This is a genomic window from Paenilisteria newyorkensis, assembly GCF_000766145.1.
Taxonomy (GTDB): Bacteria; Bacillota; Bacilli; order Lactobacillales; family Listeriaceae; genus Listeria_A; species Listeria_A newyorkensis.
The window spans coordinates 454592-476355 of sequence record NZ_JNFB01000012.1 but is presented as its reverse complement, the minus strand read 5'-3'; the positions used below and the strand labels follow the sequence as shown (position 1 = coordinate 476355).

The window sequence follows — 21764 nt, the reverse complement described above, 5'->3', positions numbered from 1 at the left end:
AAGTTTTGAGCACCTTCCAAATAAATCAGTAGAAAAAACAACTAAAAAAGCCGAACCATGGAAGATTCGACTCAGAATTTACTATAATAGTGCTTCGATTTTTGCTTTCATTTCAAGTGGGCTGTCTTTTGGTGCGAAGCGTTCGACGACATTGCCATCGCGGTCTAGCAGGAACTTCGTGAAATTCCATTTGATTCCGCCGCCTAGCAAGCCTTTTTTCTGCTTCGTCAGGATTTCAAAGACGGGGTTGATATCGGAGCCTCGTACTTTGGACTTCGCGAAAAGTGGGAAGGTCACGCCGTAATTAATTTTGCAAAATTCCTCGATTTCACCAGCTGTATCGAGTTCTTGGTTCATAAAACTATCGGATGGGAATCCTAAAACGGTGAATCCCTTGTCCTTATATTCCTGATACAGTTTTTCCAATTCCTCATATTGTGGGGTAAAACCGCATTTGCTCGCTGTATTCACAACGACCACAACCTCACCTTTATACTGATCTAGCGATACTTTTTCACCGTGAAGCGTTTCTTGTTCTAATTCAAAAATGGACATAGTCTTCTCCTCCTATTTCACTATTTCAGAAAATAAATACGCGTACACTAATTTCTCTGTGTGGTATAAAGAATCGCGGTGTGTCCGCTCGTACGCATGACTCGCGTCGATTCCTGGACCAATTAGGCCGTGCACAATGTCAAAACCGGCCTTGATCGCCGCACTCGCATCGGAACTGTAAAATGGATAAATATCGACTTTATAATCGATACCATTCTCCTCGCAAAGCTGGACTAGATTTTTCCGCAAACCGTAGTGATACGGGCCGCTACCGTCTTTGGCACAAATCGAAACGGTGTACTCATCGGATGCTTGGCCATCTCCGAGCGCGCCCATGTCGATAGCTAGGTATTCAATGGTTTCTGGTGGGATATTCGAATTCCCGCCGTAGCCAATTTCTTCGTTATTTGAAATCAAAAAGTTCGTTGTATACGGTAACTCCGCGCCGTCTTGTTGTAATTTTTTCAAAAGTGTTAGCAAAATCGCAACGCTCGCTTTGTCGTCCAAATGACGCGATTTAATGAACTCCTCGTTGATAATTTCCACGCGTGGGTCAAGGGAAACAAAATCGCCGACACCGATGCCAAGTTTAGCCACGTCTTCGCGGTTAAACACTTTAGCATCCAAGCGAATTTCAATGTTTTTCGCGTCACGCGCGGCCGTTCCAGCATCTTGATACACGTGAACCGACGTCTGGTGCATCAAAATAGTTCCTGTGTACCGCTTGCCATCGCTCGTTTCAATCGTACAGTACTCGCCTTCAATCGCGTTAAAGCGGTATCCGCCAATCAGGTTAATCGCCAAACGACCGTCTGCTTTCACTTCTTTAATCATCGCACCAAGCGTATCCACGTGCGCCGTCAACATCCGCTGTTTCGTGTCATCTTTTCCAGGAATGCGAACAAGTAACGCGCCTTTATTATTTCGCGTACTCGCGATTCCCACCTCTTTTAAGTAATTTTCGACGAAGGCCAGTACCTGCTCCGTGTTCCCAGTCGGGCTCGGTATCGATGTCAAATCCTTGATCAAACGCATCGTCTCTAACGTATTTGGTTCAAACGCCATGCTTCCATTCCTCCTCACACTTTCTTCTCATGTTCCATTATACCTCTTTTTCAAAATAATGACGGCTATCCTGCTTTTTCATTTCGAGTTATGTTATAATTTTAACGATGTGTGAAAGGAGTTTTTATCAAAATGGAAACAACGAATACAAAAAGAACAGCCGTCACGATTGCTGTTTTTGTGGCTACTTTTATGGCCGCGATTGAGGGAACGATTGTTAGTACGGCGATGCCTACGATTGTAAGCGCCTTACATGGCATCGAGCTGATGAACTGGATTTTCTCGATTTACCTCCTTACTTCGGCCGTTACTGTCCCAATTTACGGAAAATTATCCGATTTATTCGGCCGCAAAAAAATATTTATCATCGCGACCGTTATTTTCATTATTGGTTCCTCGCTTTGTGGCTTTGCGCAAACGATGGAGCAGTTAATTATTTTTAGGGCAATCCAAGGAATCGGAGCAGGCGGAATTTTACCGACAACGATGACGATTATCGCCGATGTATACCCTTTCGAAAAACGTGCAAAAGTGCTTGGTTTCATGGGTGCCGCATGGGGAATCGCTGGGGTTTTTGGACCATTACTTGGTGGTTTTTTAGTCGACCAGCTATCCTGGCATTGGATTTTCTTCATCAATGTACCTGTTGGAATCGCCACGATTATCTTGATTTCAATGTACTTAAAAGAACATCTCGTCCGCGTCAAACTACCGATCGATTACTTAGGAACAACACTATTCACCGTCGCGCTTTTGAGCCTATTATTCGCTTTGCAACGCGCTGGCGAGACGCTAAATTGGCTAGAACCACTCATCATTGTGTTACTCCTCGTTTCCGTGGCACTATTCATCGGTTTTTACTACGCCGAAAAACGAGCGCAGGACCCAATCATGCCGTTTGTTTTATTTAAAAATCCAGTCGTGCTGATTGGAAACTTGATCGGCTTCCTGGTGAGCGCGTTTTTGATTGGCATCAACGTGTACATTCCAATGTGGGCGCAAGGCATGATGGGGCACGGCGCCATGATTGCCGGTCTGATGATTGCACCGCTGTCGGTGAGCTGGATTATCGGTTCCTTTATCGGCGGACGGCTCCTCATGTCCATTGGGAATCGCCACACGGTTGGGCTTGGCGTGATTATCGCGACGGTCAGCGGACTTTTCTTAGCCCTGTTTCCGAGTACGACGCCGGACCTGTATTTCTATCTTGACAGCGCCTTGATGGGCTTTGGATTCGGAATTATCTTCACGACGACAACCGTCACCGTTCAAGACGCCGTGCGAAAAGATCAGACAGGAATCGCGACGGCTTCCAATACGCTATTCCGAACAGTCGGCCAAACGATTGGTGTCGCTGTATTTGGAACGATTTTCAACTCCGTTTTGGCGAATGGATTTAAGGATGCCGCAACTGGCGTGAATCGAGATAATTTGAATCAGCTTATCAGTCCACAAACATCTGGAAACGTTGATCCCGCCCTGATTGAACCACTGCGAGACGTGCTATACAGCGGACTCCACATGGTATTCTGGGCCATGTTCGCCTGCTGCCTACTCAGCTACGCGATTCATTTTATATTACCGAAAAAACACGTTTCGGGGAATTAAGCAAAAAAGAAGCGCTACAAAATCTAGGTTCAGATTTTGTAGCGCTTTTTTCATATAGATTCAATCCACTCCAATATATACATGCCATATATCACAATCGGAATGCTAAAAAACATGACAACATTGGCAATAATCAAGCCTTTCGATTTAACCGCCATCGCAAAACAAAAACCAATTACCGCGAATGGGATACTCATTAAAAACCATAGTGACGCCATTTGAAATACAATATTCGGCATCCAAGCTAGCATACTCAATATGGCAAAACTTAAAGACACTATTCTCACTAACAACTTACTTCACCTTATAAATCCAACCTTCAGGCGCTTCTACATCGCCAAATTGGATGCCGCAAAGCTCGTCATATAATTGCTTCGTTACTGGCCCAACTTCTGTCTCACTATAAAACACATGGAAATCATCCCCATTCTGAATCCCACCAATTGGCGAAATAACAGCGGCCGTACCACATGCTCCGGCCTCCGTGAACTCGTCCAATTTATCTATATAGACATCGCTTTCCTCGGCCTTCATGCCTAAACGATGCTCCGCCAAATAAAGCAACGAATATTTCGTAATACTTGGCAAAATAGATGGCGAGAATGGCGTCACAAAACGGTTATCTTTTGTAATACCGAAGAAATTCGCCGCTCCTACTTCTTCAATTTTTTTGTGCGTCGCTGGATCCAAGTAAATGCAATCGCTGAACTCGCGATCTTTCGCAATTTTTCCTGGATAGAGGCTGGCTGCGTAGTTACCGCCAACTTTTGCCGCTCCGGTACCGTTTGGCGCCGCGCGATCGTACTCGGAAATAATGAAGTTCGTCGGATTTAAACCACCTTTGAAATAAGGACCAACTGGGCAACAAAAGACAGAAAACATGAACTTAGGTGCCGTCCGAACTCCTAGATTATCGCCAATTCCGATTAAATAAGGGCGCAAATACATCGTTCCGCCTGAACCGTATGGCGGCATGTAATCTTCGTTTGCCGCCACCACCTGTTTACACGCCTCAATAAAGCGATCCTCAGGAAATTCTGGCATCAATAACCGATCACAACTGCGCTTCATCCGTTTTGCATTCTGATCTGGACGGAATAAATTAATCGATCCATCTTTACAACGATATGCCTTCAAGCCTTCAAAACACTGCTGTCCGTAGTGAATCGCCGTAGAGCCTTCTGCGATATGCACGACATTATCTTCTGTTAATGTCCCCTCATCCCACTTGCCATTTTCCCAAATAGACACATAGCGCAAATCCGTTTTAATATATTCAAAACCAAGTGTGCTCCAATCAATATCCTTACTACTCATGCGATTCCCACCCTTTTTCTTCTATTATTTGATTTGTTCATTATATCATAACTCTGCGCGATTTGAAAAAAGACACGCAATCTTTTGAAAAAAAACTGATTATTTAAGCAAAAGTTTCCCCATTGATTTCATTTTGTGGTAGAATGTAAATACGTTATCGAAATATGGTTGCATTGTCTTACTCACAAGTTATTATCTAATAATTCGGACAATGAATAAAGAAGGGGGACTACACAAATGGCAGATGCAAAAATGTTGGAACAAAAGATTTGGAGTAATGTTTTAAACGAGGAATTGGACTTATTAATTTATTTACCGCCAACGTTTTCGCCGCTTTCAAAGTACCCTTTTTTCTTAGTACAAGATGGCAAAGACTATTTCCAGTTTGGCAAGTTAGCGCGTTTCGCGGATGAATTAGCGGAGAGCAAGCAGATTCAGGAAGCCATTTTTGTTGGGATTCCTTACAAAACAGTGGAAGATCGACGCGCGAAGTACCATCCTAATGGGGCGCAAAACGAAGCCTATATTCGCTTTTTGGCGCATGAACTCGTGCCTTACATTGAAGCTAACTTTCCGACCTATCATATGGGAGCAAGTCGTTTCTTGATGGGTGATTCCCTTGGTGCCAGTGTATCCTTGAAAGCTGCCTTGAAATATCCGCACACGTTTGGTAACGCGATTTTGCATTCGCCACTGGTGACGGATGAGCTGATGGAACTTGCGAATAAAGCAAACCCCGCACTCGTTAAAATTTTCCACGTGATTGGTAGTGAAGAAACAGAGGTTCCTACGACGGATAATGATGTAGCGAATTTTCTAGAGCCGAATTTGGCACTCCATCGCATTTTAGAGGCGCGCGGTTTTGAGTATTATTTCCAAGAGTTTGAAGGCAAGCATCGCTGGAAGTACTGGCAACCATTCGTCAAAGAAGCGCTACAATTTATGTTAGATAAAGAGCAATTTGAAACAGAAGATATGACCGTTTAAGGAGGAATAAGGAGCATGGCAGTAAAGCAAGTAATAGATAAAAAAGGGAAACAAGATGCATTTGACATTCGAAATGAGGTATTTGTCCTCGAGCAAAAAGTGGATCCGGAGTTAGAGTGGGACGAGTTCGACGCGCTGGCTTCAACCGTTATGTTTGTGGATTACGACGAGGATGGCACGGCGCTTGCCACTGGACGATTCCGCGCATTGCCTGAATACGGAAAAGTAGAACGTATCTGTGCTCGCAAAGTGGCCCGCAAAAAAGGAAGTGGCCGCCGTATTATCGAAGCCATCGAGCAAGAAGCACGCGCGCAAAACGTTACTTTATTGAAGCTTGGCGCGCAAACAACAGCGATTCCGTTTTACGAGAAGTTGGGCTACGAAGTGTGTTCTGATATTTTTATGGATGCAGGAATTGAGCATAAAGATATGCAGAAACGATTATAATAATGACCATGAGAATTCCTTAGCGGGGATTCTTTTTTTGAGCAAAATAGTTGAAAGTCAATATTGGTCAGAGTATAATAATGACATAAGGTCAAATAAAGTCAAAGTCAGACCTAATCTCAAAACTTATGGGAGGTTTTCAAATGAAATGTCAAAATTGTAATCAAAACGAAGCTACAATTCAACTATATATGAGCATGAATGGTCAGAAAATGGAGATGCCGTTGTGTCCTGATTGCTACGCGCAATTCCGAGCATCTGCTGGAACGCCTCGTGGACAAAATGATTTTTACTCGCAAATGGATGATTTCTTTGCGAATATCGCTGGTGGTCAACAAAAGGCGCAGCCGGAACGCAAAACAGCTGTGAAAACACAAACGGCTGGCGGCGGACGCGGTGGTTTGTTAGATGAATATGGTACGAATTTAACGGCGATGGCTCGGGATGCGAAGCTTGATCCTGTCATCGGCCGTGATGAGGAAATTCAACGCATGATTGAAATTTTAAATCGGCGCAATAAAAATAATCCGGTGCTTATCGGGGAACCTGGTGTTGGTAAAACGGCGGTCGTTGAAGGTTTAGCCAATGCGATTGTGGCTGGGAATGTCCCTGCAAAACTCCAAAACAAGGAAGTTATTTTGCTCGACGTTGCTTCCCTCGTTTCCAATACGGGGATTCGCGGACAATTCGAAGAGCGCATGAAACAACTGATTAGCGAATTGCAAGCCGATGAAAACACGATTTTGTTTATCGATGAGGTGCATACAATTGTCGGAGCTGGCTCTGCGGAAGGTTCGATGGACGCCGGAAACATTTTGAAACCCGCGCTTGCTCGTGGCGAACTTCAAATGATTGGCGCTACTACCCTGAAAGAATACCGCAAAATCGAAAAAGATGCCGCGCTCGAGCGTCGATTCCAGCCGGTACTCGTTGATGAGCCTACGATTGACGAAACGCTTACAATTTTAGCTGGTTTACAGCCGAAATATGAAGAATTCCACCACGTGCATTATGCGCAAGATGCGATCGAGGCGGCTGCGAAACTGAGCGACCGCTATATTCAAGATCGCCATTTGCCAGATAAAGCGATTGATTTGATGGATGAAATTGGTTCTAAATATAATTTAACATTGGAGCACATCGATCCGAATACGATTAATGAGCGCATTATTAAATTAGAGGAGCAAAAAGATGCCGCGCTTCGCAATGAAAATTATGAAGAAGCTGCGTCGGTTCGAGATGAAATTACAAAACTGAAAGAGCGCAAAGCAGAAGGCACTCCGTCCGATATACCAACGATTCATGCGGCTGATATTCAAGCCTTGATTGAAGAAAAAACAGGTATTCCAGTCGGTCGTTTGCAAGAAGACGAGCAATCTAAGATGAAGAACCTCGAAGCGAATTTGAAATCTAAGGTCATCGGTCAAGAAGAAGCTGTTACCAAAGTAGCGAAAGCGATTCGCCGTAGCCGCGTTGGATTGAAGCAAAAAGATCGGCCTATCGGTTCCTTCTTGTTTGTCGGTCCAACCGGTGTCGGAAAAACAGAACTTGGCCGGACGCTTGCTTCTGAAATGTTCGGTTCCGAGGACGCGATGATTCGTCTAGATATGAGTGAATACATGGAAAAACATAGCGTTTCCAAACTCATCGGTTCCCCTCCTGGCTACGTTGGTCATGAAGAAGCGGGCCAGTTAACGGAGAAAGTTCGCCGCAACCCGTACAGCATTATTTTGCTCGACGAAATGGAAAAAGCCCATCCTGACGTGCAGCACATGTTCCTGCAAATTTTAGAGGATGGACGTTTAACGGATAGTCAAGGTCGTACGGTGAGCTTCAAAGATACCGTGATTATTATGACAAGTAACGCTGGTGCGACGCTATCTGAAGCTTCCGTTGGGTTCGCGACAACCGCTGCTGAAGCCGTGAAAAAAGAGTCCGAAATCCTCGATAAACTGGGCGATTACTTCAAGCCTGAATTTTTGAATCGGTTGGATGCCATTGTGACGTTCCAAAGCTTGGATAAAGAACATCTCCTCGTTATCGTGGACTTGATGCTCGCTGATTTGAATGATATGTTGGCACCACAAGAAATCGATTTGGTGGTAGACACAGCAGTGAAAGAAAAACTTGCCGAGATTGGTTACGATCCTAATTTCGGAGCAAGACCATTACGCAGAACGATTCAATCACAACTAGAAGACGCGATTGCTGACTTCATGATTGAGCAACCCGAAGCAAAAGCACTAGTTGCCGTTCTAGAAGATGACGTGATTTCTGTCCAAGCCAAAGCATAATAAAAAGCGCCTTGAGAATTTTTCAAGGCGCTTTTTTGTGTTCTATTTTCTTTGGATAAGACACGAATTCTGCTTTAAACAAATCGAGCGAAAGCGTTTGTATTCAGGAGATTCGGTGGAACCCGGAAGCGGAGTGTACGACTGTACATGAGAACCGGAAGTCCGCCGAATCTCCTGAATGCGAACGCTTGTCGCCGATTTATCTTGCCAATGCTCTATCTTCTTTTAGAATCCGATAATGTGATAACCACTATCCACATGGATCATTTCGCCGGTCACGCCGCGAGATAAGCCACTGAATAGGAATAACGCTGTATCGCCGACTTCTTCGGCTTGTGTTGCGCGTTTTAATGGTGCTTTTTCTTCTACTACTGCTAGCGATTCACTGAAGCTACCAACGCCACGTGCGGAAACGGTACGGATTGGGCCAGCTGAAATCGCGTTAACACGAACGCCGTGCTTCCCAAGATCCATCGCTAAATATTTCACGCTTGCGTCAAGTGCTGCTTTTGCAACGCCCATGATGTTGTAATTTTTCACGACACGCTCGCCGCCAAGGTATGTCAATGTCACTAAACTCGCATCGTCTGTTAACATTTCCAAATGCTTCGCCGTACGCGCAATCGCCGTGAATGAGTACGCACTAACTTCATGCGCCTGCAAGAAACTTTCACGATTGACTTCCAAATAATCGCCCGCCAAAAAGTCTTTATTAGCAAACGCGATACAATGCGCAATCCCTGAAATTTGGCCAACCTTCGCCTTAATCGTTTCAAAAGTCGCGACAATCGCCTCTTCTTTATTCACGTCACATGCTATGATAAGCGGATTTTGATTGTTCTCATTCAAAGAAGCCACCAGTTCCTCGATACTACGCTTCGAACGATCATCGGCGTATGTAAAAATCAGATTTGCTCCTGCTTCATTTAACGAACGGGCAATCGCCCATGCAATACTTCTTTTATTCGCTACGCCCATCACGACATAGTTTTTTCCCTCTAAAGATAAATTCATCTGTTTCATTTCCTCCTTCAAATTACGCGCTTATGTTCATTTTACACGAATGCTTGCTATTTTAAAACCGTTATTATTTATGCTCTGTCAAAATTGCCGCCAAATCGCTCGCTAATTCGCTGTCCCAAGCCATTTTTTCTTCGGTGAATGGGTGGATTAGCTCAAGATGGCAGGAATGTAGAGCATGGCGCTGCACTAATTCTGTCGGGCCGCCGTACATGCTATCGCCGACAAGCGGGTGCCCAACATGTGCAAAATGAACACGGATTTGATGCGTCCGCCCCGTTTCCAGTTGAATTTTCACATGATCGAATGTTGGATAACTCGCCAAAACTTCATAGTTCGTCCTTGCATATTTGCCGTCCGCAACGACCGCACGCTCAATCAAACTTTCCGGATTTCGACCAATTGGCGCGATAATACTCCCCGACCGCGTCTCCATATTCCCCGAAACAAGCGCCTGATATTTACGCGTCACATGCCCCGCCTGATGCAGCGTACTAAGCCTGCCGTGCGCATAACGCGTCTTCGCAATCAGCATCAAGCCTGACGTCTCCTTATCGAGCCGCGTCACAATATGAATCGCCGAATCGATTTTATTTTTCAGATAATGCCCCTTCAAGTGATTCGCGACCGAACCACTCGGATGATACTGCGACGGAATACTCGTCATCCCAGCCGGCTTATCCAACACCAAAATAAAATCATCCTCAAAAACAATCGGCAGCTCGCCATATTCCGCGATCAGCAGCTCATTCTCCTGCTCTTTCGGAAAAGTAATCCGAACATGATCCCCCGTTTTCACACGATAAAGCACATTCTCCTCTTTCCCATTGACCTCAATCTTACCATCCTCCGAAAATTTCACCGACGTCAGCAACAATTTCGAAACAAATTTCCCTCGCAAAAAAGTACGCAGCATCAGATTCTCCTCATCCGCCGCGACATTCCATTCTAAATACATATTTATACCTCACATGTTCTGTGTCACTGTTTATGTTTATGTTTATGTTTATGTTTATGTTTATGTTTATGTTTATGTTTATGTTTATGTTTATGTTTATGTTTATGTTTAGAACTTATCCCTATTGGATAAGTTCTAAATTCTGCTACCAACAAATCGAGCGAAAGCGTTTGTATTCAACCGAGTCGGTGGAAGCCGGAAGCGGAGCGTACTCGTGTACGTGAGAACCGGAAATCCGCCGACTCGGTTGAATGCGAACGCTTGCCGCCGATTTACTCCGCATATCATCTATTCCTCAATAAACGAGTCGTGTACTCTCTTCCAAAACGGAAACGATCGGAAACGTGCAAACATCACTTTTTGTTGTGCGACGTCATAGCGGATTTCGCGGACATCGCGATGTAGAATGCTCAAATGATCCATCGATACCTGAAAATCCTTATCGTTCACCGGCTTCAACGTCACCGAATGATGTTTTGGTAAAATGAGTGGCGAGCCAATCGTCCGGTACACGCGGTTATTAATCGATGCCATCTCGGTCAACTGCATCGCTTCAATCGATGGATGCATCAACGCACCACCGAGCGCTTTGTTGTATGCGGTAGTCCCAGAAGGCGTCGACATACACAAGCCATCGCCTCGAAATCGCTCAAAGTGGGCGTCATTAATCGAGACATCGACAACGAACGGGCCACCGGAACTTTTGACAGTGGATTCATTCAAGGCTAAATAAATCTTCTCTTTATTCCCACCATATTTGATTGTCGTTTTCAAAAGTGGATAAGCCGCTGTATCGTATTTCCCTTCGACAATCGCAAAAACCAGTTTTTCGGCCTCAGACGGGCGCCAGTCAGCATAAAATCCTAAATGGCCTGTGTGAATGCCGACGAATGTTACCTTGTCCAATCGGTGTTGATAATCATGAAAAGCCGCCAATAATGTGCCATCTCCGCCGATAGAAATCACAATCTCAGGCTCCGATTCATCATATACCATATCAAAATCATCAAAATAGCCGATCATTTTGAGCCGTAATAGATTGGACTTCTCATCCCCTCTAGAAGTGACTGCATACTTCATCATTACTTCTCCCCTATCCTCTACGCGATCTAATTTTTCGGTAATGTATGATGATTCGCGTTCTTGTCTTTTGGCACCTCTTTATTTTTTGTAAAGTACACTTGCGCTTCCTGTACTTCCTCACGAATCTCGCTCATCTCTTCATCCAACCGAAAAGCCGCCTCAGCCGCGCGTTTCAATCGAACATTGATGTCCTCTGGAAATTCACCTTGATATTTATAGTTCAGCGAGTGCTCAATCGTCGCCCAAAAATTCATCGCCAGCGTTCGGATTTGAATCTCCGCTAAGATTTTTCGCTCGCCTTGCACCGTCTCAACCGGATACTCAATCACCACATGGTACGAACGGTAGCCGCTTGGTTTCTTATTCGTAATATAATCGCGCTCTTCAATAATTCGAAAGTCGTTGCGTTGACGAAGGAGCGACACGACTACATTAATATCATCCACAAACTGGCACATCATCCGAAGCCCCGCAATATCCTGCATTTCTTCGACGAGTCTGTCCAGTGGGATATCCTTCTTGTTCGCCTTATCCAAAATACTCGAAACTGGCTTCACACGGCCGGTCACGAACTCAATCGGCGAATGGTTATTTGCAAGCTGGAATTGCGAACGCATCCCTTTTAATTTAATTTTCAGTTCTTCCACTGCTTGTTTATATGGCGCTAAAAAATCTTCCCAATGATTCAAAACACTCACCTCATATGTCGATTTTCATTATGTGATAAACTTGCTCGCCTTCTATTTTAGCATATTCGCACGCCTTTCTCTCCTATTTACATCTATCTTTTTTGATTTCATGTATTCTGCCAACTTGTGTTAAAATGAAGGAATACACAATCCTAGGAGGAAAACGATGATGAAAACAACAGAAATTCTTGCGTTACTCGAAAATGGACAGTATCAAGATGCCAAAGAATCCGCCAAAAATGCCTTGCTAACAGCGCCCGACAATGCCCTCTTAAACTACTATGCCGCCTGGAGTTGCGACGGTTTAAGCGATGAGACCGAAGCCATTTCCTACTATGAAAAAGCACTCGAAATCGGACTTCCCGAACATGATTTAGCCGACGCTTACATTGGTCTTGGCAGCACGTATCGCGCCATTGGTAATTATGCAAAAGCTAGCGAAACTTTTCAAAAAGCGCGCGTTGCCTTTCCAGAAAATCAGGCAATTACTGTTTTTGCAAGTATGGCCCTTTATAACGAGCAGAATTACAAAGAAGCGATGCAGCTTGCAATCAAGATTATCGGCGAAACATCGAGTGATCCAACCATTATTGCTTACAAAAAAGCGATTATCAACTACTCAGAAGATTTAGATGCAGTCTGGGATTAATAAAAAAGGAGTGCTTATCCATGAGCCAAGAATTAGAAATTGAATTTAAAAACATGCTGACTGCTAGCGAATACGATTTATTAGTGCATGAATTCCGTTTAGAGGAATCTGATTTTTTCACGCAAACCAATTATTACTTCGATACCGCTGATTTCCAGTTGAAGGATCGCCTCGCCGCTTTAAGAATCCGAAAACGAGAATTACATTACGAACTTACCTTAAAAACACCGGAGCAAATCGGCCTACTCGAAACGACACAAATCTTAGCGGAAGAACAAGTCACAGCGATTTTAGACGGTGCAAATATCCCTGTTGGTCAAGTTCGTGACGCGTTACATACGCTTAGCATCGACCACGAAGACCTCGTCATGTTCGGTTCGCTAACAACCACCCGCGCCGAAAAAGAATACAAAAAAGGGTTGCTCGTTTTCGATAAAAGCTTCTATAGTGACACGCATGATTTCGAATTAGAATACGAAGTTGCCGATTTTGAAAAAGGAAAAGTGATATTTCATCGTTTTTTAGAGGAGCGAGAGATTCCGCAGCGTCCGACAAAGAATAAAATATTACGTTTTTATGAAGCTGTTTACAAAGAGAAATAAAGTCATTGCTATCACTGGATGTTAACGCGTTCACTGGTAGACGCCAAAATCGTAATGTATGCGAAATGTTACGGTTTCGTCAAATTTGGGTAAGGAAGTTTTGCTTTTTTGATTGCAATCATTTGTTAATTTAACCTTCCACTGCTAAAATATAGTTATGGTAGTATGAATGATGTCATGACATATCCGGCAAACCTCCCGAGAAAAAATGGATCCATTCGCATATACTTTGTCTAATCAAGAGAGAGATTAGAATCTGAAAAACAGGTGATAGCAATGATAAACCAAAATTTATATCTTCAATCGGTCTGTAATAGCAAGCCTATTGAGATTTATCTATTTTTCGACCCGGCTTGTACGGATTGCTGGAACATGGAACATACGATACGGAGGTTGCAGATGGAATATGGCAACTACTTTAAGTTGCGCTATGTCCTGCATAATAACCTACAAACGGTGATGAATCGGCAAAAGCGAAATGCCTGCACGATTCCCCAACCTGAAATGGCACATATGTCTTATATTTCCTGTTTAGCGGTGAAAGCTGCGGAACTTCAAGGGAAGAAACAAGGCATTGATTTCTTGCGCAAACTCCAAGAATCCCATTTCATCGACGAAAAAGATATTTCTGAATCGAGCGTTCTATACGAAACCGCCAAAATAGTTGGCCTTGATTTGATGGAGTTCAAAAGTGACTTGCAATCCAATCTTGCCAAACGGGCCTATATCGGCGACCAGAAAGTAGCGCATGAAATGGAAATTGATGAGAATCCGACCGTTGTCTTTTTCAATCGGAATATTGAGGACGAAGGTTTGAAGATTAGTGGCTTGCATCGTTATGATGTCTACGTGCACATTCTTTCGGAACTGCTCAATCATTTCCCAGAACCAAAAGAAACGCCGACGCTTGAGGAATACATGGAAGAAGTCCAGATTTCGACAACGAAGGAAATAGCGAATTTATATGCTTTACCAGAAAAACAAGTCGAACGTCAAATGAAGAAGTGGCGTTTACAGCAAAAAGTAACGATGGTTGACTCAAAAGATGGTCAGACACTTTGGAAATACGTTGCCTTATAAAAAATAATCCTCGCCTATCCCACTTTCTGGAATAGACGAGGATTATTTTTTTGACTTCTACATTTAAACCGTTTTCTCTCTAACAGGAACAATCCTATTATTCCCCCAGTTGTTCTCGTACTCCCATCCTGTCAACTCTTCCACGACTTCTCTCGTATGCGGATCGACCGTCTCCATCGAACCACCTTCTTGCAAACGCTCAATTTCATTTAACAGGACTTTGTGATTCGCTCTCGTTAATTTAAACTTACTCGATATATAGAGGCCAAATAGCGCGAAGACAATCGTCCCAATACCAAACACAATGATAATCCCCATAATCGCGCTACTCGATTGCACCGTTTGCTTAGAAATAAAACCAAAGCTTTCTAAAAATGCGCCGACTAAAAGAATGGCTACAGATTGCACGAACTTCCGCGTAAATGTCATCATCCCTGCAAATATACCTTCTCGTCTTTTACCTGTCAGCATTTGATCGACATCCGCCACGAAACTATAAATATTCCAAGGTACATAGAAAGTCCCGCTTCGGCCAATCCCCATCAGAATCGATACCAAATAGAGCATGAGCAAAACTTGAGCGACAACAAAATAGTAAATCGCAATGAATCCCAATATCCCGCCAATAACCGCTGTTAAAGCAATCCTGTACGCAGCGCCATTTCCGAATTTAATACAGAACCACGCGAAAATTGGTACAAATATAATTTGAACGACAGCCATCGTGCTCAAAAGTTTAGACGCTAATACCGCATCTTGGCCAATCGCAAACGCAATGAAAAATGCAAACGTGGCGCCAAATATATCCTGCGCGAGAAAGGCACCCGTATACATAAGGACGTGCAGCCGGAATGTTTTCACTTTAAACGTGGAAATCAGTTCTTTAAACAGGTATCTCATGTCATTTTTAAAGGAATCCTGCTCCTGCTCACTCGCTACAACAGGCTGTTCCCAAGTGAATTTGTAGAGGCAAAACATAATAATCGCGTAAATAATCGAAAAGCAGATCCCCATCAATAGGAAGGACGTAGGAGAATCTTCCCCATAAATTTGGATTAACACGCCCGGCAACCAGGAAGCAAGGAAAGTCGCCCCTTGTGAAAATAGTAAGCGAACTGTTGTTAATTTGGAGCGCGTATTAAAATCTCTCGTCATTTCAGCTGGCAACGTCTCATATGGAACTGTTATGAGTGAAAATACAAAGCCGAACATCACGTAAGTAAGTAAATAGTACCAATAACCACCGAATCCAACCGTCCACATGAGGGCGTAACTCAAGGATAGCGGCATACCAATAAGGAAGAAAAATCCCCTTCTACCGAACCGTTTTCCTAATTTAGTTTTATAAAAATTATCTGTCACATAGCCCATCAATGGATCAAAGAACGCATCGACAAAACGACCAATGGCAACAATAGACGTCGCTTGTACAGGTGTCAGTCCCGCAATATTCGTATAAAAAAAGATTAACCATAAACCGGCGATAGCAAACGCTCCGCCACCAAATACATCGCCCGCACCGTAGGATAATACGGTCTTAAAACCTATTTTTGGATTTGCTGTTTTACTTATCATGTTCATAACTCCCCTTTTGTTTTGATGTGTCCATTAAACACCGGAATATGCTGAAAATCCGCCATCAACTGGAATAACAATGCCCGTTATAAAGCCAGATGCTTCCTCGTTCGTTAAAAACTCAAGCGTCCCTAATAACTCCTCTGGTTCACCAAAGCGTCCCAGCGGTGTATGGGTTACGATTTTTTCCGCGCGATCTGTTAATTGACCGTCCTCAGCGATGAGCATTTTTTCATTTTGCGAGGTTAGGAAGAAGCCTGGAGCAATTGCATTGACGCGAATACCGACTTTTGACATGTGAACCGCTAGCCATTTTGTGAAGTTACTGATTGCTGCTTTGGCGCCACTGTAAGCAGGAATTTTCGTTAGCGGTGTGTCGGCGTTCATGGAAGAAATGTTGATGATGGAACAACCGGACCTCCCAACCATGTCCTTGGCAAAAACTTGTGTCGGCAACAATGTCCCCATATAATTCAGGTGAAAAACCGACTCCACGCCCGCTTCCGTCAAGTCAAAAAACGTTTTTAGCGTAGTATCATGCACATCTTCTTCGGCAAAATATTCTTTCGAGGTCGTGCCGTCTGGATGATTGCCGCCTGCCCCGTTAATTAAAATATCGCATGGCCCGAATGTCTCCAACACTTGCTTGTGCGCTGTTTCCAAGCTCGATCGGTCAAGTACGTCGGCTGCTAAACATAGGACTTGTCCGCCATCTGTTTGGATTTCTTTTGCCAGCGTGTCTGCTTTTGCCAAATCGCGACAGAGAATCACTACTTTTGCACCGCGCGTTGCCATTCGTTTTGAAAAAGAAGCGCCTAGAACTCCTGATCCGCCAGTGATGACGACTACTTTATTTTTTACATTTGCTTGGCTCATTTTATGCCTCCATGTATGTTGAAATTTTGGAATCTAACGCTTTTGTTTTTTGCACGGCTTCCCATAAACCACCGAGATATACAGCTCCGAGTGCGCGATCGTATAGGCCGTAACCTGGTTTTCCGGTCTCGCCCCAAATCATTCTGCCGTGGTCTGGGCGAATCGGGCCTTTAAAGTCAACATCGGACAGGGCCTTCATAATTTCGTACATATCAATCGATCCGTAAGCAGACATGTGCGCAGATTCATGAAAATCTTGATCACCGGTTCGCTTAATATTACGGGCGTGCATAAAATGAATTCTCTGCTTCTCCCCAAAATAGCGAATCATTTCGGGTAAGTCGTTTGTCGGACTCGCTCCGAGAGAACCTGTGCAAAAACAAAGCCCGTTGTGATCGCTATCCACGATATTTAGGAAGCGCGTGAGGTTTTCTTTATTCGTGATAATGCGAGGCAATCCAAAAATCGACCACGGTGGATCGTCCGGATGAATCGCCATTTTGACATCTTCCTCTTCCGCGACAGGAATGATTTTCTTGATAAAATAAGCGAGGTTTTCCCAAAGCTGCTCCTCGTCGACGGAACGGTAATGATCGAATAGTATTTCCAAATCTTCTTTCTGATAGCTTTCGTCCCAACCTGGTAAACTAAGCTCGCCTTGCAGCGGATCCATTTTTTCGACGATTGCTTTTTCATAGCTAAGACATGTCGATCCATCTGGCAATGGGTGCTCTAAGGAAGATCTTGTCCAGTCAAAAACTGGCATAAAATTGTAGCAAATCGTTTGAATACCGCAGCTTGCCAGATTGCGAATCGTTTGTTGGTAGTTTTCAATATAGCGCTCTCTTGTTGGCAGGCCTAGTTTAATGTGCTCGTGTACTGGCACGCTTTCAATGACCGACAACACGAGGCCTTTCTTTGTTATTTTATCTACTAATGCTTGAATTTTTTCGACGGGCCAAACTTCACCAACTGGCACATCGTAAATCGCAGAAACAATTCCTTTCATGCCTGGAATTTGTCGAATATAATCTAGTGAAATCGGATCACTGTCTCCATACCATCGAAATGACATTTCCATCTTGTTACTTCACTCCCGTTCTCTTTTAAATGACATCACCGTTACAGTGCTATCTGAAAATAATTTTTTGCGTTATAAAATGAGATATCCTGCACGATTTGGCCGATAAACGCGTAATCTCTTGGTAACTCACCTGCTTCGATCCAGCCGCCAATGAGTTGGCAGAGAATGCGCCGGAAATACTCGTGTCGTGTATAGGATAAGAAACTGCGCGAATCCGTCAACATCCCGACAAATGTACTGATGAGACCGGCTTCGGCTAGCGCTGTCATCTGCTGAATCATGCCTGTTTTTTTATCGTTATACCACCAGCCAGAGCCGAACTGTATCTTGCCCTTTTGCCCGCTCGCTTGGAAGTTCCCGATGGTGCTCGCAATTAAATCGTTGTGCGTAGGATTTAACGTGTAGATAATCGTTTTTGGCAAGCAATCCTGCATTTCCAAGCTATTTAAAAGCTGATTTAGCGGTTTTGCAAGCTGGAAATCATTGATGGAATCAAATCCACTATCTGGCCCTAATGCGTCAAATCGTTTCGTGTTGTTATTGCGAATCGCGCCGATATGCCATTGCATCACCCAGCCTAACCTGCTATAATGCGCCGCCAAAAATTGTAGCAAGAACGTCTTGTATTGCTTTTCTTCCGTGAGGTTTAACCTGTCTCCATCACAAGCTTTTGCAAACAACGCACTCGCCTCAGCCAATGTGACAGCTTCATAAAAAAGAAACTCAAAGCCGTGATCCGCCACGCGACATCCTGCTTCATGAAAATAGTCGATACGTTTTTCCAGTGCTTCTAAAAAATCTTGGAATTGCGTAATCTTCTTGTTTGATACCGCGCCAAGCTCTTCCACGAACATTAGAAATGTCGGTTTGTTCATTTCCAAAGCCCTGTCTGGACGGAAAGTTGGCAGTACTTTTGCTTCAATAGCTTGATCGGCCGCTATTTGCTTGTGATAGATAAGCGAATCGACTGGATCATCCGTCGTGCAGATCACCTTCACTTGGCTGCGCTGAATAATGCTTTGCGGGCGAAGCTCATCGGACTGTAATTGCGCTTGACAATGCTCCCACAACTGCTCCCAATCCGCCGCCTGAACCACACCGTCAAAATTAAAATAGCGCTTCAATTCCATATGCGACCAGTGATACAGCGGATTTCCTATCGTATACGGCAAGGTTTCAATCCAAGCTCGGAATTTTTCCTTATCGCTCGCATCCCCTGTAATCAATCGTTCGTCAACGCCAAAACTGCGCATCGCTCGCCACTTGTAATGATCACCCGCCAACCAAATTTGAGTAATCGTATCAAAAGCCTTATTTTCCGCAATTTCTTTCGGGCTCAGATGACAGTGATAATCATAAATCGGCATCTTTTTCGCGTAATCATGATATAAAATTTTCGCGCTATCTGAATCTAATAAAAAATCTTCATCCATAAAATGCATCATTTTCCATCCTCACAATCGGATACACGTATGCAAAAACGATCGTCTTCTAACGCTAGTTCTTGCCCATTAACAACGAGTTTTCTTTTCTCATTCGCCGGTAAGTAGAAGGAAATTTGCTCATATGGTAGTTGGTAGCCGCCTGTTTTCGTCACACGTACATCGATTTGCGATTTCGCAACCGTCATCTTCAAATGGATTTTCGCGTTGTTTGTAGGTTTGAGCACAGAAACACCATCGTCTTCGAACAGCGTATACTCACTATGACCCTCGGCCGCGTGTGGAAATAGCTTGATTCCTCTCGTTTCTTTCCTTGTCGCAAATGTTGCAGCGTCATCATTGATTGGAATCATACTGCCCGCTTTTACGAGCAGTGGTGGCTTGTCAAAAGGCGCTGGCAACAGAACGATTTTACCGCCTTCATGCCATGTTTCCGCATGATAGTCATACCAACCGTCTGCATACTCCGGTAGATAGACCTGTCTCGTTGTCGCCCCTTTTTCGACGACAGAAGCAACGAGCATCGCGTCACCTAATAGAAAATCATCACTTGGCTCAAAAACCTTGTCATCCCCGCTAAACTCATAAAATACCGGACGGATAATCGGGCGATAATACGCGTGTGCTTCATAAAGCGCATTGTATAAATACGGCGTCAACTGGTAGCGAAACTTGATCAGATTTTTAATATCTTCCGCGACTTCCGGATACATCCACGGCACATTCACCGTCTGATCCGAATTCCAAGAATGGATTGTGAAACGCGGATGGAAGATCCCATTTTGCACCCAACGAACGAATAATTCGGGTTCCGGCGCAGGACCAGCAAAGCCGCCAACATCATGCCCAATATTATAAATACCGGATAAACTCAAGCCCAATCCCATTTTGATATTATATTTAAGCGCTTTCCATTCGGTATAATTATCCCCGGACCACGTCTGCACATAGCGCTGCATACCAGGACAACCCGAACGAGAAATGAGGTACGGACGCAAATCGGGCGCGTACTCTTTCTGCGCTTCATAGGATGCCTTCATCATCAACAACGGCTGAATCGCACGCAATTTTTCAAAATCAATTTCCGTTCCAAAACCGTTACATTTCGCATCCCTCGTCCAAATCTCGAACTCATTATTATCGTTCCACGTAGAATCAATATTTAACTTCAAAAGTTGCTCTGTGACTTGCTCTTTCCACCACGCAATCGTTTTTTCATTCGTAAAGTCTAAATAGGCGCCAGTTTCATCCCAAAATTGAGCCTTCTCCTCTTGCGTCCCTGCTGAATTTTGAATAAACATGTTCGCATCAGCAAGCGTTTGATACATCGGATGATCCGTTAACAAACATGGTTTGATGTTGGCACAGAGCCGAACTCCTTTGTCATGAAACGTTTGAAAAAGCTGTTCTGGGTCCGGGAATTTCTCTTTATTCCAGTGGAACACATAGCGCTTATCCTCAATCGACGTGTAACCCGATGAGAGCTGGAACGATTCGCAAATAATATCATGTTCTTCGCATAACGCAAGAAACTTATGTAACTGTACCTGCGCATCTGGTGCATCCGTATATGACATCGTTGAGCCCGAATAACCGAGACTCCATCTTGGCGCAAAAATCGTTTGACCTGTTAGCCATGAAAATTTTTCCACGACTTGTTTCATCTCAGGACCAAGGATAATATAATAATCTAAATCACCGTCAACCGCCTGGTAATAGCGATACAAGCCATGATAATTATCCATTTCATTTCCCATATCAAACACCGATTGCGACATATTGTCATAGAAAATCCCAAAAGAAATCTTGGTCTCCGGCTGATACGTCAAATAATACGGGATATGCTTGTAGAGAGGGTCTGTCGTTTCCGCATCATAGCCCATTGGATCTAAACTATGCATCCGGTAACGCTTTCCGTGCCGATCCATCTCCCCACTTTTTTCTCCTAAACCGTAATATTGCTCCTGGCGATTTCTTGCCAAATAATGATACACCCCTTCACCCAGCGAACCATCAAAATTATAAGCCTGTGTCGCCCGATCTTCGGCAAATTGTTTATACTCGCCATTCTGCTCCTCACGCGCGTACCAAGTCATCTGAAAGCCGTCCAAACAAATCACTACTTTTAGCTTCGCCGTTTCAATAGAAAAACTTCCCGCATCTTGCTCCGTTTTATACGCTGGTAAAGAAAATAAGCTCACATCGAAGCGATCTCGGCCCGCAAATGGAACATCCTCTAATCCCGGTGCCACGAGCCATGTTTTATCTACTTTCGGTTGCTCGCCTTCCGTCATAAACACCCGCACGATATCCTCTTCCAAAATATAGACACGCGCATACATATTATCTTCGTCTAACTTAAAAACGAGACAATTATCCTGCTCTTCTGTTAACTGAAATAAATAACTATTTTTTATAGACAAATTATTCACA

The 21764-nt window shown here is 43.9% G+C and carries 20 protein-coding genes; 7 read left to right on the top strand and 13 right to left on the bottom strand.

The window, feature by feature from the left end; all coding sequences use genetic code 11:
* Positions 1-81: 81 nt before the first annotated feature.
* Together EP58_RS06880 and EP58_RS06875 are read right to left on the bottom strand one after the other, a co-directional pair.
* Complete coding sequence (locus tag EP58_RS06880; protein ID WP_036091502.1) at positions 82-555, bottom strand: glutathione peroxidase; 474 nt, start codon at positions 553-555, stop codon at positions 82-84.
* Between the two features lie 12 nt (positions 556-567).
* Complete coding sequence (locus EP58_RS06875) at positions 568-1620, bottom strand: M42 family metallopeptidase (protein ID WP_036091501.1); 1053 nt, start codon at positions 1618-1620, stop codon at positions 568-570.
* A 132-nt stretch (positions 1621-1752) separates the two neighbouring features.
* Here EP58_RS06875 and EP58_RS06870 point away from each other — a divergent pair, with 132 nt between their 5' ends.
* On the top strand, positions 1753-3228 hold the full coding sequence (locus tag EP58_RS06870) for an LM6179_1298 family efflux MFS transporter (protein WP_036091499.1): 1476 nt from the start codon (positions 1753-1755) through the stop codon (positions 3226-3228).
* Between the two features lie 50 nt (positions 3229-3278).
* Here EP58_RS06870 and EP58_RS17495 read toward each other — a convergent pair whose 3' ends face one another.
* Together EP58_RS17495 and EP58_RS06860 are read right to left on the bottom strand one after the other, a co-directional pair.
* Complete coding sequence (locus tag EP58_RS17495; RefSeq protein WP_059140536.1) at positions 3279-3467, bottom strand: hypothetical protein; 189 nt, start codon at positions 3465-3467, stop codon at positions 3279-3281.
* 55 nt (positions 3468-3522) lie between these two features.
* Positions 3523-4545, bottom strand: coding sequence for a branched-chain amino acid aminotransferase (locus EP58_RS06860; protein ID WP_036091495.1), 1023 nt, complete (start codon positions 4543-4545; stop codon positions 3523-3525).
* Between the two features lie 237 nt (positions 4546-4782).
* Between EP58_RS06860 and EP58_RS06855 the strand changes: the two genes are divergently transcribed.
* The 3 genes from EP58_RS06855 (at position 4783) to EP58_RS06845 (ending at position 8273) form a co-directional block, all read left to right on the top strand.
* Positions 4783-5532, top strand: coding sequence for an alpha/beta hydrolase (locus EP58_RS06855; RefSeq protein ID WP_036091493.1), 750 nt, complete (start codon positions 4783-4785; stop codon positions 5530-5532).
* 15 nt (positions 5533-5547) lie between these two features.
* Positions 5548-5979: a GNAT family N-acetyltransferase gene (locus tag EP58_RS06850; RefSeq protein WP_036091491.1), complete on the top strand. Its 432-nt coding sequence runs from the start codon at positions 5548-5550 to the stop codon at positions 5977-5979.
* Between the two features lie 143 nt (positions 5980-6122).
* The gene (locus EP58_RS06845; protein WP_036091488.1) at positions 6123-8273 is read left to right on the top strand and encodes an ATP-dependent Clp protease ATP-binding subunit; all 2151 of its coding nucleotides are present in this window, start codon (positions 6123-6125) and stop codon (positions 8271-8273) included.
* Positions 8274-8498: 225 nt separating this feature from the next.
* Here EP58_RS06845 and fabI read toward each other — a convergent pair whose 3' ends face one another.
* The 4 genes from fabI to yjbM all read right to left on the bottom strand — a co-directional run bounded on the left by fabI (position 8499) and on the right by yjbM (position 12023).
* Complete coding sequence (gene fabI, locus EP58_RS06840; RefSeq protein WP_036091487.1) at positions 8499-9287, bottom strand: enoyl-ACP reductase FabI; 789 nt, start codon at positions 9285-9287, stop codon at positions 8499-8501.
* Positions 9288-9360: 73 nt separating this feature from the next.
* On the bottom strand, positions 9361-10251 hold the full coding sequence (locus EP58_RS06835; protein ID WP_036091485.1) for an RluA family pseudouridine synthase: 891 nt from the start codon (positions 10249-10251) through the stop codon (positions 9361-9363).
* A 288-nt stretch (positions 10252-10539) separates the two neighbouring features.
* Entirely contained in the window at positions 10540-11331 is a 792-nt protein-coding gene (locus EP58_RS06830; RefSeq protein WP_036091482.1) for an NAD kinase, read from the bottom strand.
* A gap of 29 nt (positions 11332-11360) precedes the next feature.
* Positions 11361-12023 carry a GTP diphosphokinase gene (gene yjbM, locus EP58_RS06825; protein ID WP_036091480.1) on the bottom strand — a complete coding sequence of 221 codons (663 nt, stop codon included), beginning with the start codon at positions 12021-12023 and terminating at the stop codon, positions 11361-11363.
* A gap of 166 nt (positions 12024-12189) precedes the next feature.
* On the opposite strand from yjbM, the gene EP58_RS06820 reads away from it, so the two are divergent.
* The 3 genes from EP58_RS06820 (at position 12190) to yjbH (ending at position 14354) form a co-directional block, all read left to right on the top strand.
* Positions 12190-12672, top strand: coding sequence for a tetratricopeptide repeat protein (locus EP58_RS06820; RefSeq protein ID WP_036091478.1), 483 nt, complete (start codon positions 12190-12192; stop codon positions 12670-12672).
* 20 nt (positions 12673-12692) lie between these two features.
* Entirely contained in the window at positions 12693-13274 is a 582-nt protein-coding gene (locus EP58_RS06815; RefSeq protein WP_036091476.1) for a CYTH domain-containing protein, read from the top strand.
* A 276-nt stretch (positions 13275-13550) separates the two neighbouring features.
* Entirely contained in the window at positions 13551-14354 is an 804-nt protein-coding gene (yjbH, locus tag EP58_RS06810) for a protease adaptor protein YjbH (protein ID WP_036091474.1), read from the top strand.
* 63 nt (positions 14355-14417) lie between these two features.
* Here the strand turns inward: yjbH and EP58_RS06805 are convergent, their stop codons facing one another.
* The 5 genes from EP58_RS06805 to EP58_RS06785 are packed head-to-tail and all read right to left on the bottom strand — an operon-like array spanning position 14418 to position 21754.
* Positions 14418-15929, bottom strand: coding sequence for an MFS transporter (locus EP58_RS06805; RefSeq protein ID WP_036091472.1), 1512 nt, complete (start codon positions 15927-15929; stop codon positions 14418-14420).
* A gap of 33 nt (positions 15930-15962) precedes the next feature.
* Positions 15963-16805, bottom strand: coding sequence for an SDR family oxidoreductase (locus tag EP58_RS06800; RefSeq protein ID WP_036091470.1), 843 nt, complete (start codon positions 16803-16805; stop codon positions 15963-15965).
* 1 nt (position 16806) lies between these two features.
* Positions 16807-17886, bottom strand: a complete 1080-nt coding sequence (gene uxuA, locus EP58_RS06795) for a mannonate dehydratase (protein ID WP_036091468.1) — start codon at positions 17884-17886, stop codon at positions 16807-16809.
* A 41-nt stretch (positions 17887-17927) separates the two neighbouring features.
* Entirely contained in the window at positions 17928-19334 is a 1407-nt protein-coding gene (gene uxaC / locus EP58_RS06790; protein ID WP_036091466.1) for a glucuronate isomerase, read from the bottom strand.
* Positions 19331-21754 (bottom strand): glycoside hydrolase family 31 protein, encoded by a 2424-nt coding sequence (locus tag EP58_RS06785; protein WP_036091464.1) that lies wholly within the window; start codon positions 21752-21754, stop codon positions 19331-19333. The genes uxaC and EP58_RS06785 overlap by 4 nt, the downstream gene beginning before the upstream one ends.
* Positions 21755-21764: the final 10 nt, after the last annotated feature.

Excerpts from the sequence above, each read along its gene's own strand:
- yjbH (WP_036091474.1), top strand. The coding sequence starts at position 13,551 with ATGATAAACCAAAATTTATATCTTCAATCGGTCTGTAATAGCAAGCCT.
- EP58_RS06850 (WP_036091491.1), top strand. The coding sequence starts at position 5,548 with ATGGCAGTAAAGCAAGTAATAGATAAAAAAGGGAAACAAGATGCATTT.
- EP58_RS06880 (WP_036091502.1), bottom strand. The coding sequence starts at position 555 with ATGTCCATTTTTGAATTAGAACAAGAAACGCTTCACGGTGAAAAAGTA.
- EP58_RS06860 (WP_036091495.1), bottom strand. The coding sequence starts at position 4,545 with ATGAGTAGTAAGGATATTGATTGGAGCACACTTGGTTTTGAATATATT.
- uxuA (WP_036091468.1), bottom strand. The coding sequence starts at position 17,886 with ATGGAAATGTCATTTCGATGGTATGGAGACAGTGATCCGATTTCACTA.
- EP58_RS06855 (WP_036091493.1), top strand. The coding sequence starts at position 4,783 with ATGGCAGATGCAAAAATGTTGGAACAAAAGATTTGGAGTAATGTTTTA.
- EP58_RS06830 (WP_036091482.1), bottom strand. The coding sequence starts at position 11,331 with ATGAAGTATGCAGTCACTTCTAGAGGGGATGAGAAGTCCAATCTATTA.
- EP58_RS06835 (WP_036091485.1), bottom strand. The coding sequence starts at position 10,251 with ATGTATTTAGAATGGAATGTCGCGGCGGATGAGGAGAATCTGATGCTG.
- EP58_RS06805 (WP_036091472.1), bottom strand. The coding sequence starts at position 15,929 with ATGATAAGTAAAACAGCAAATCCAAAAATAGGTTTTAAGACCGTATTA.
- fabI (WP_036091487.1), bottom strand. The coding sequence starts at position 9,287 with ATGAATTTATCTTTAGAGGGAAAAAACTATGTCGTGATGGGCGTAGCG.
- EP58_RS06800 (WP_036091470.1), bottom strand. The coding sequence starts at position 16,805 with ATGAGCCAAGCAAATGTAAAAAATAAAGTAGTCGTCATCACTGGCGGA.
- EP58_RS06815 (WP_036091476.1), top strand. The coding sequence starts at position 12,693 with ATGAGCCAAGAATTAGAAATTGAATTTAAAAACATGCTGACTGCTAGC.
- EP58_RS06845 (WP_036091488.1), top strand. The coding sequence starts at position 6,123 with ATGAAATGTCAAAATTGTAATCAAAACGAAGCTACAATTCAACTATAT.
- EP58_RS06870 (WP_036091499.1), top strand. The coding sequence starts at position 1,753 with ATGGAAACAACGAATACAAAAAGAACAGCCGTCACGATTGCTGTTTTT.
- EP58_RS17495 (WP_059140536.1), bottom strand. The coding sequence starts at position 3,467 with ATGCCGAATATTGTATTTCAAATGGCGTCACTATGGTTTTTAATGAGT.
- uxaC (WP_036091466.1), bottom strand. The coding sequence starts at position 19,334 with ATGATGCATTTTATGGATGAAGATTTTTTATTAGATTCAGATAGCGCG.
- EP58_RS06875 (WP_036091501.1), bottom strand. The coding sequence starts at position 1,620 with ATGGCGTTTGAACCAAATACGTTAGAGACGATGCGTTTGATCAAGGAT.
- EP58_RS06820 (WP_036091478.1), top strand. The coding sequence starts at position 12,190 with ATGATGAAAACAACAGAAATTCTTGCGTTACTCGAAAATGGACAGTAT.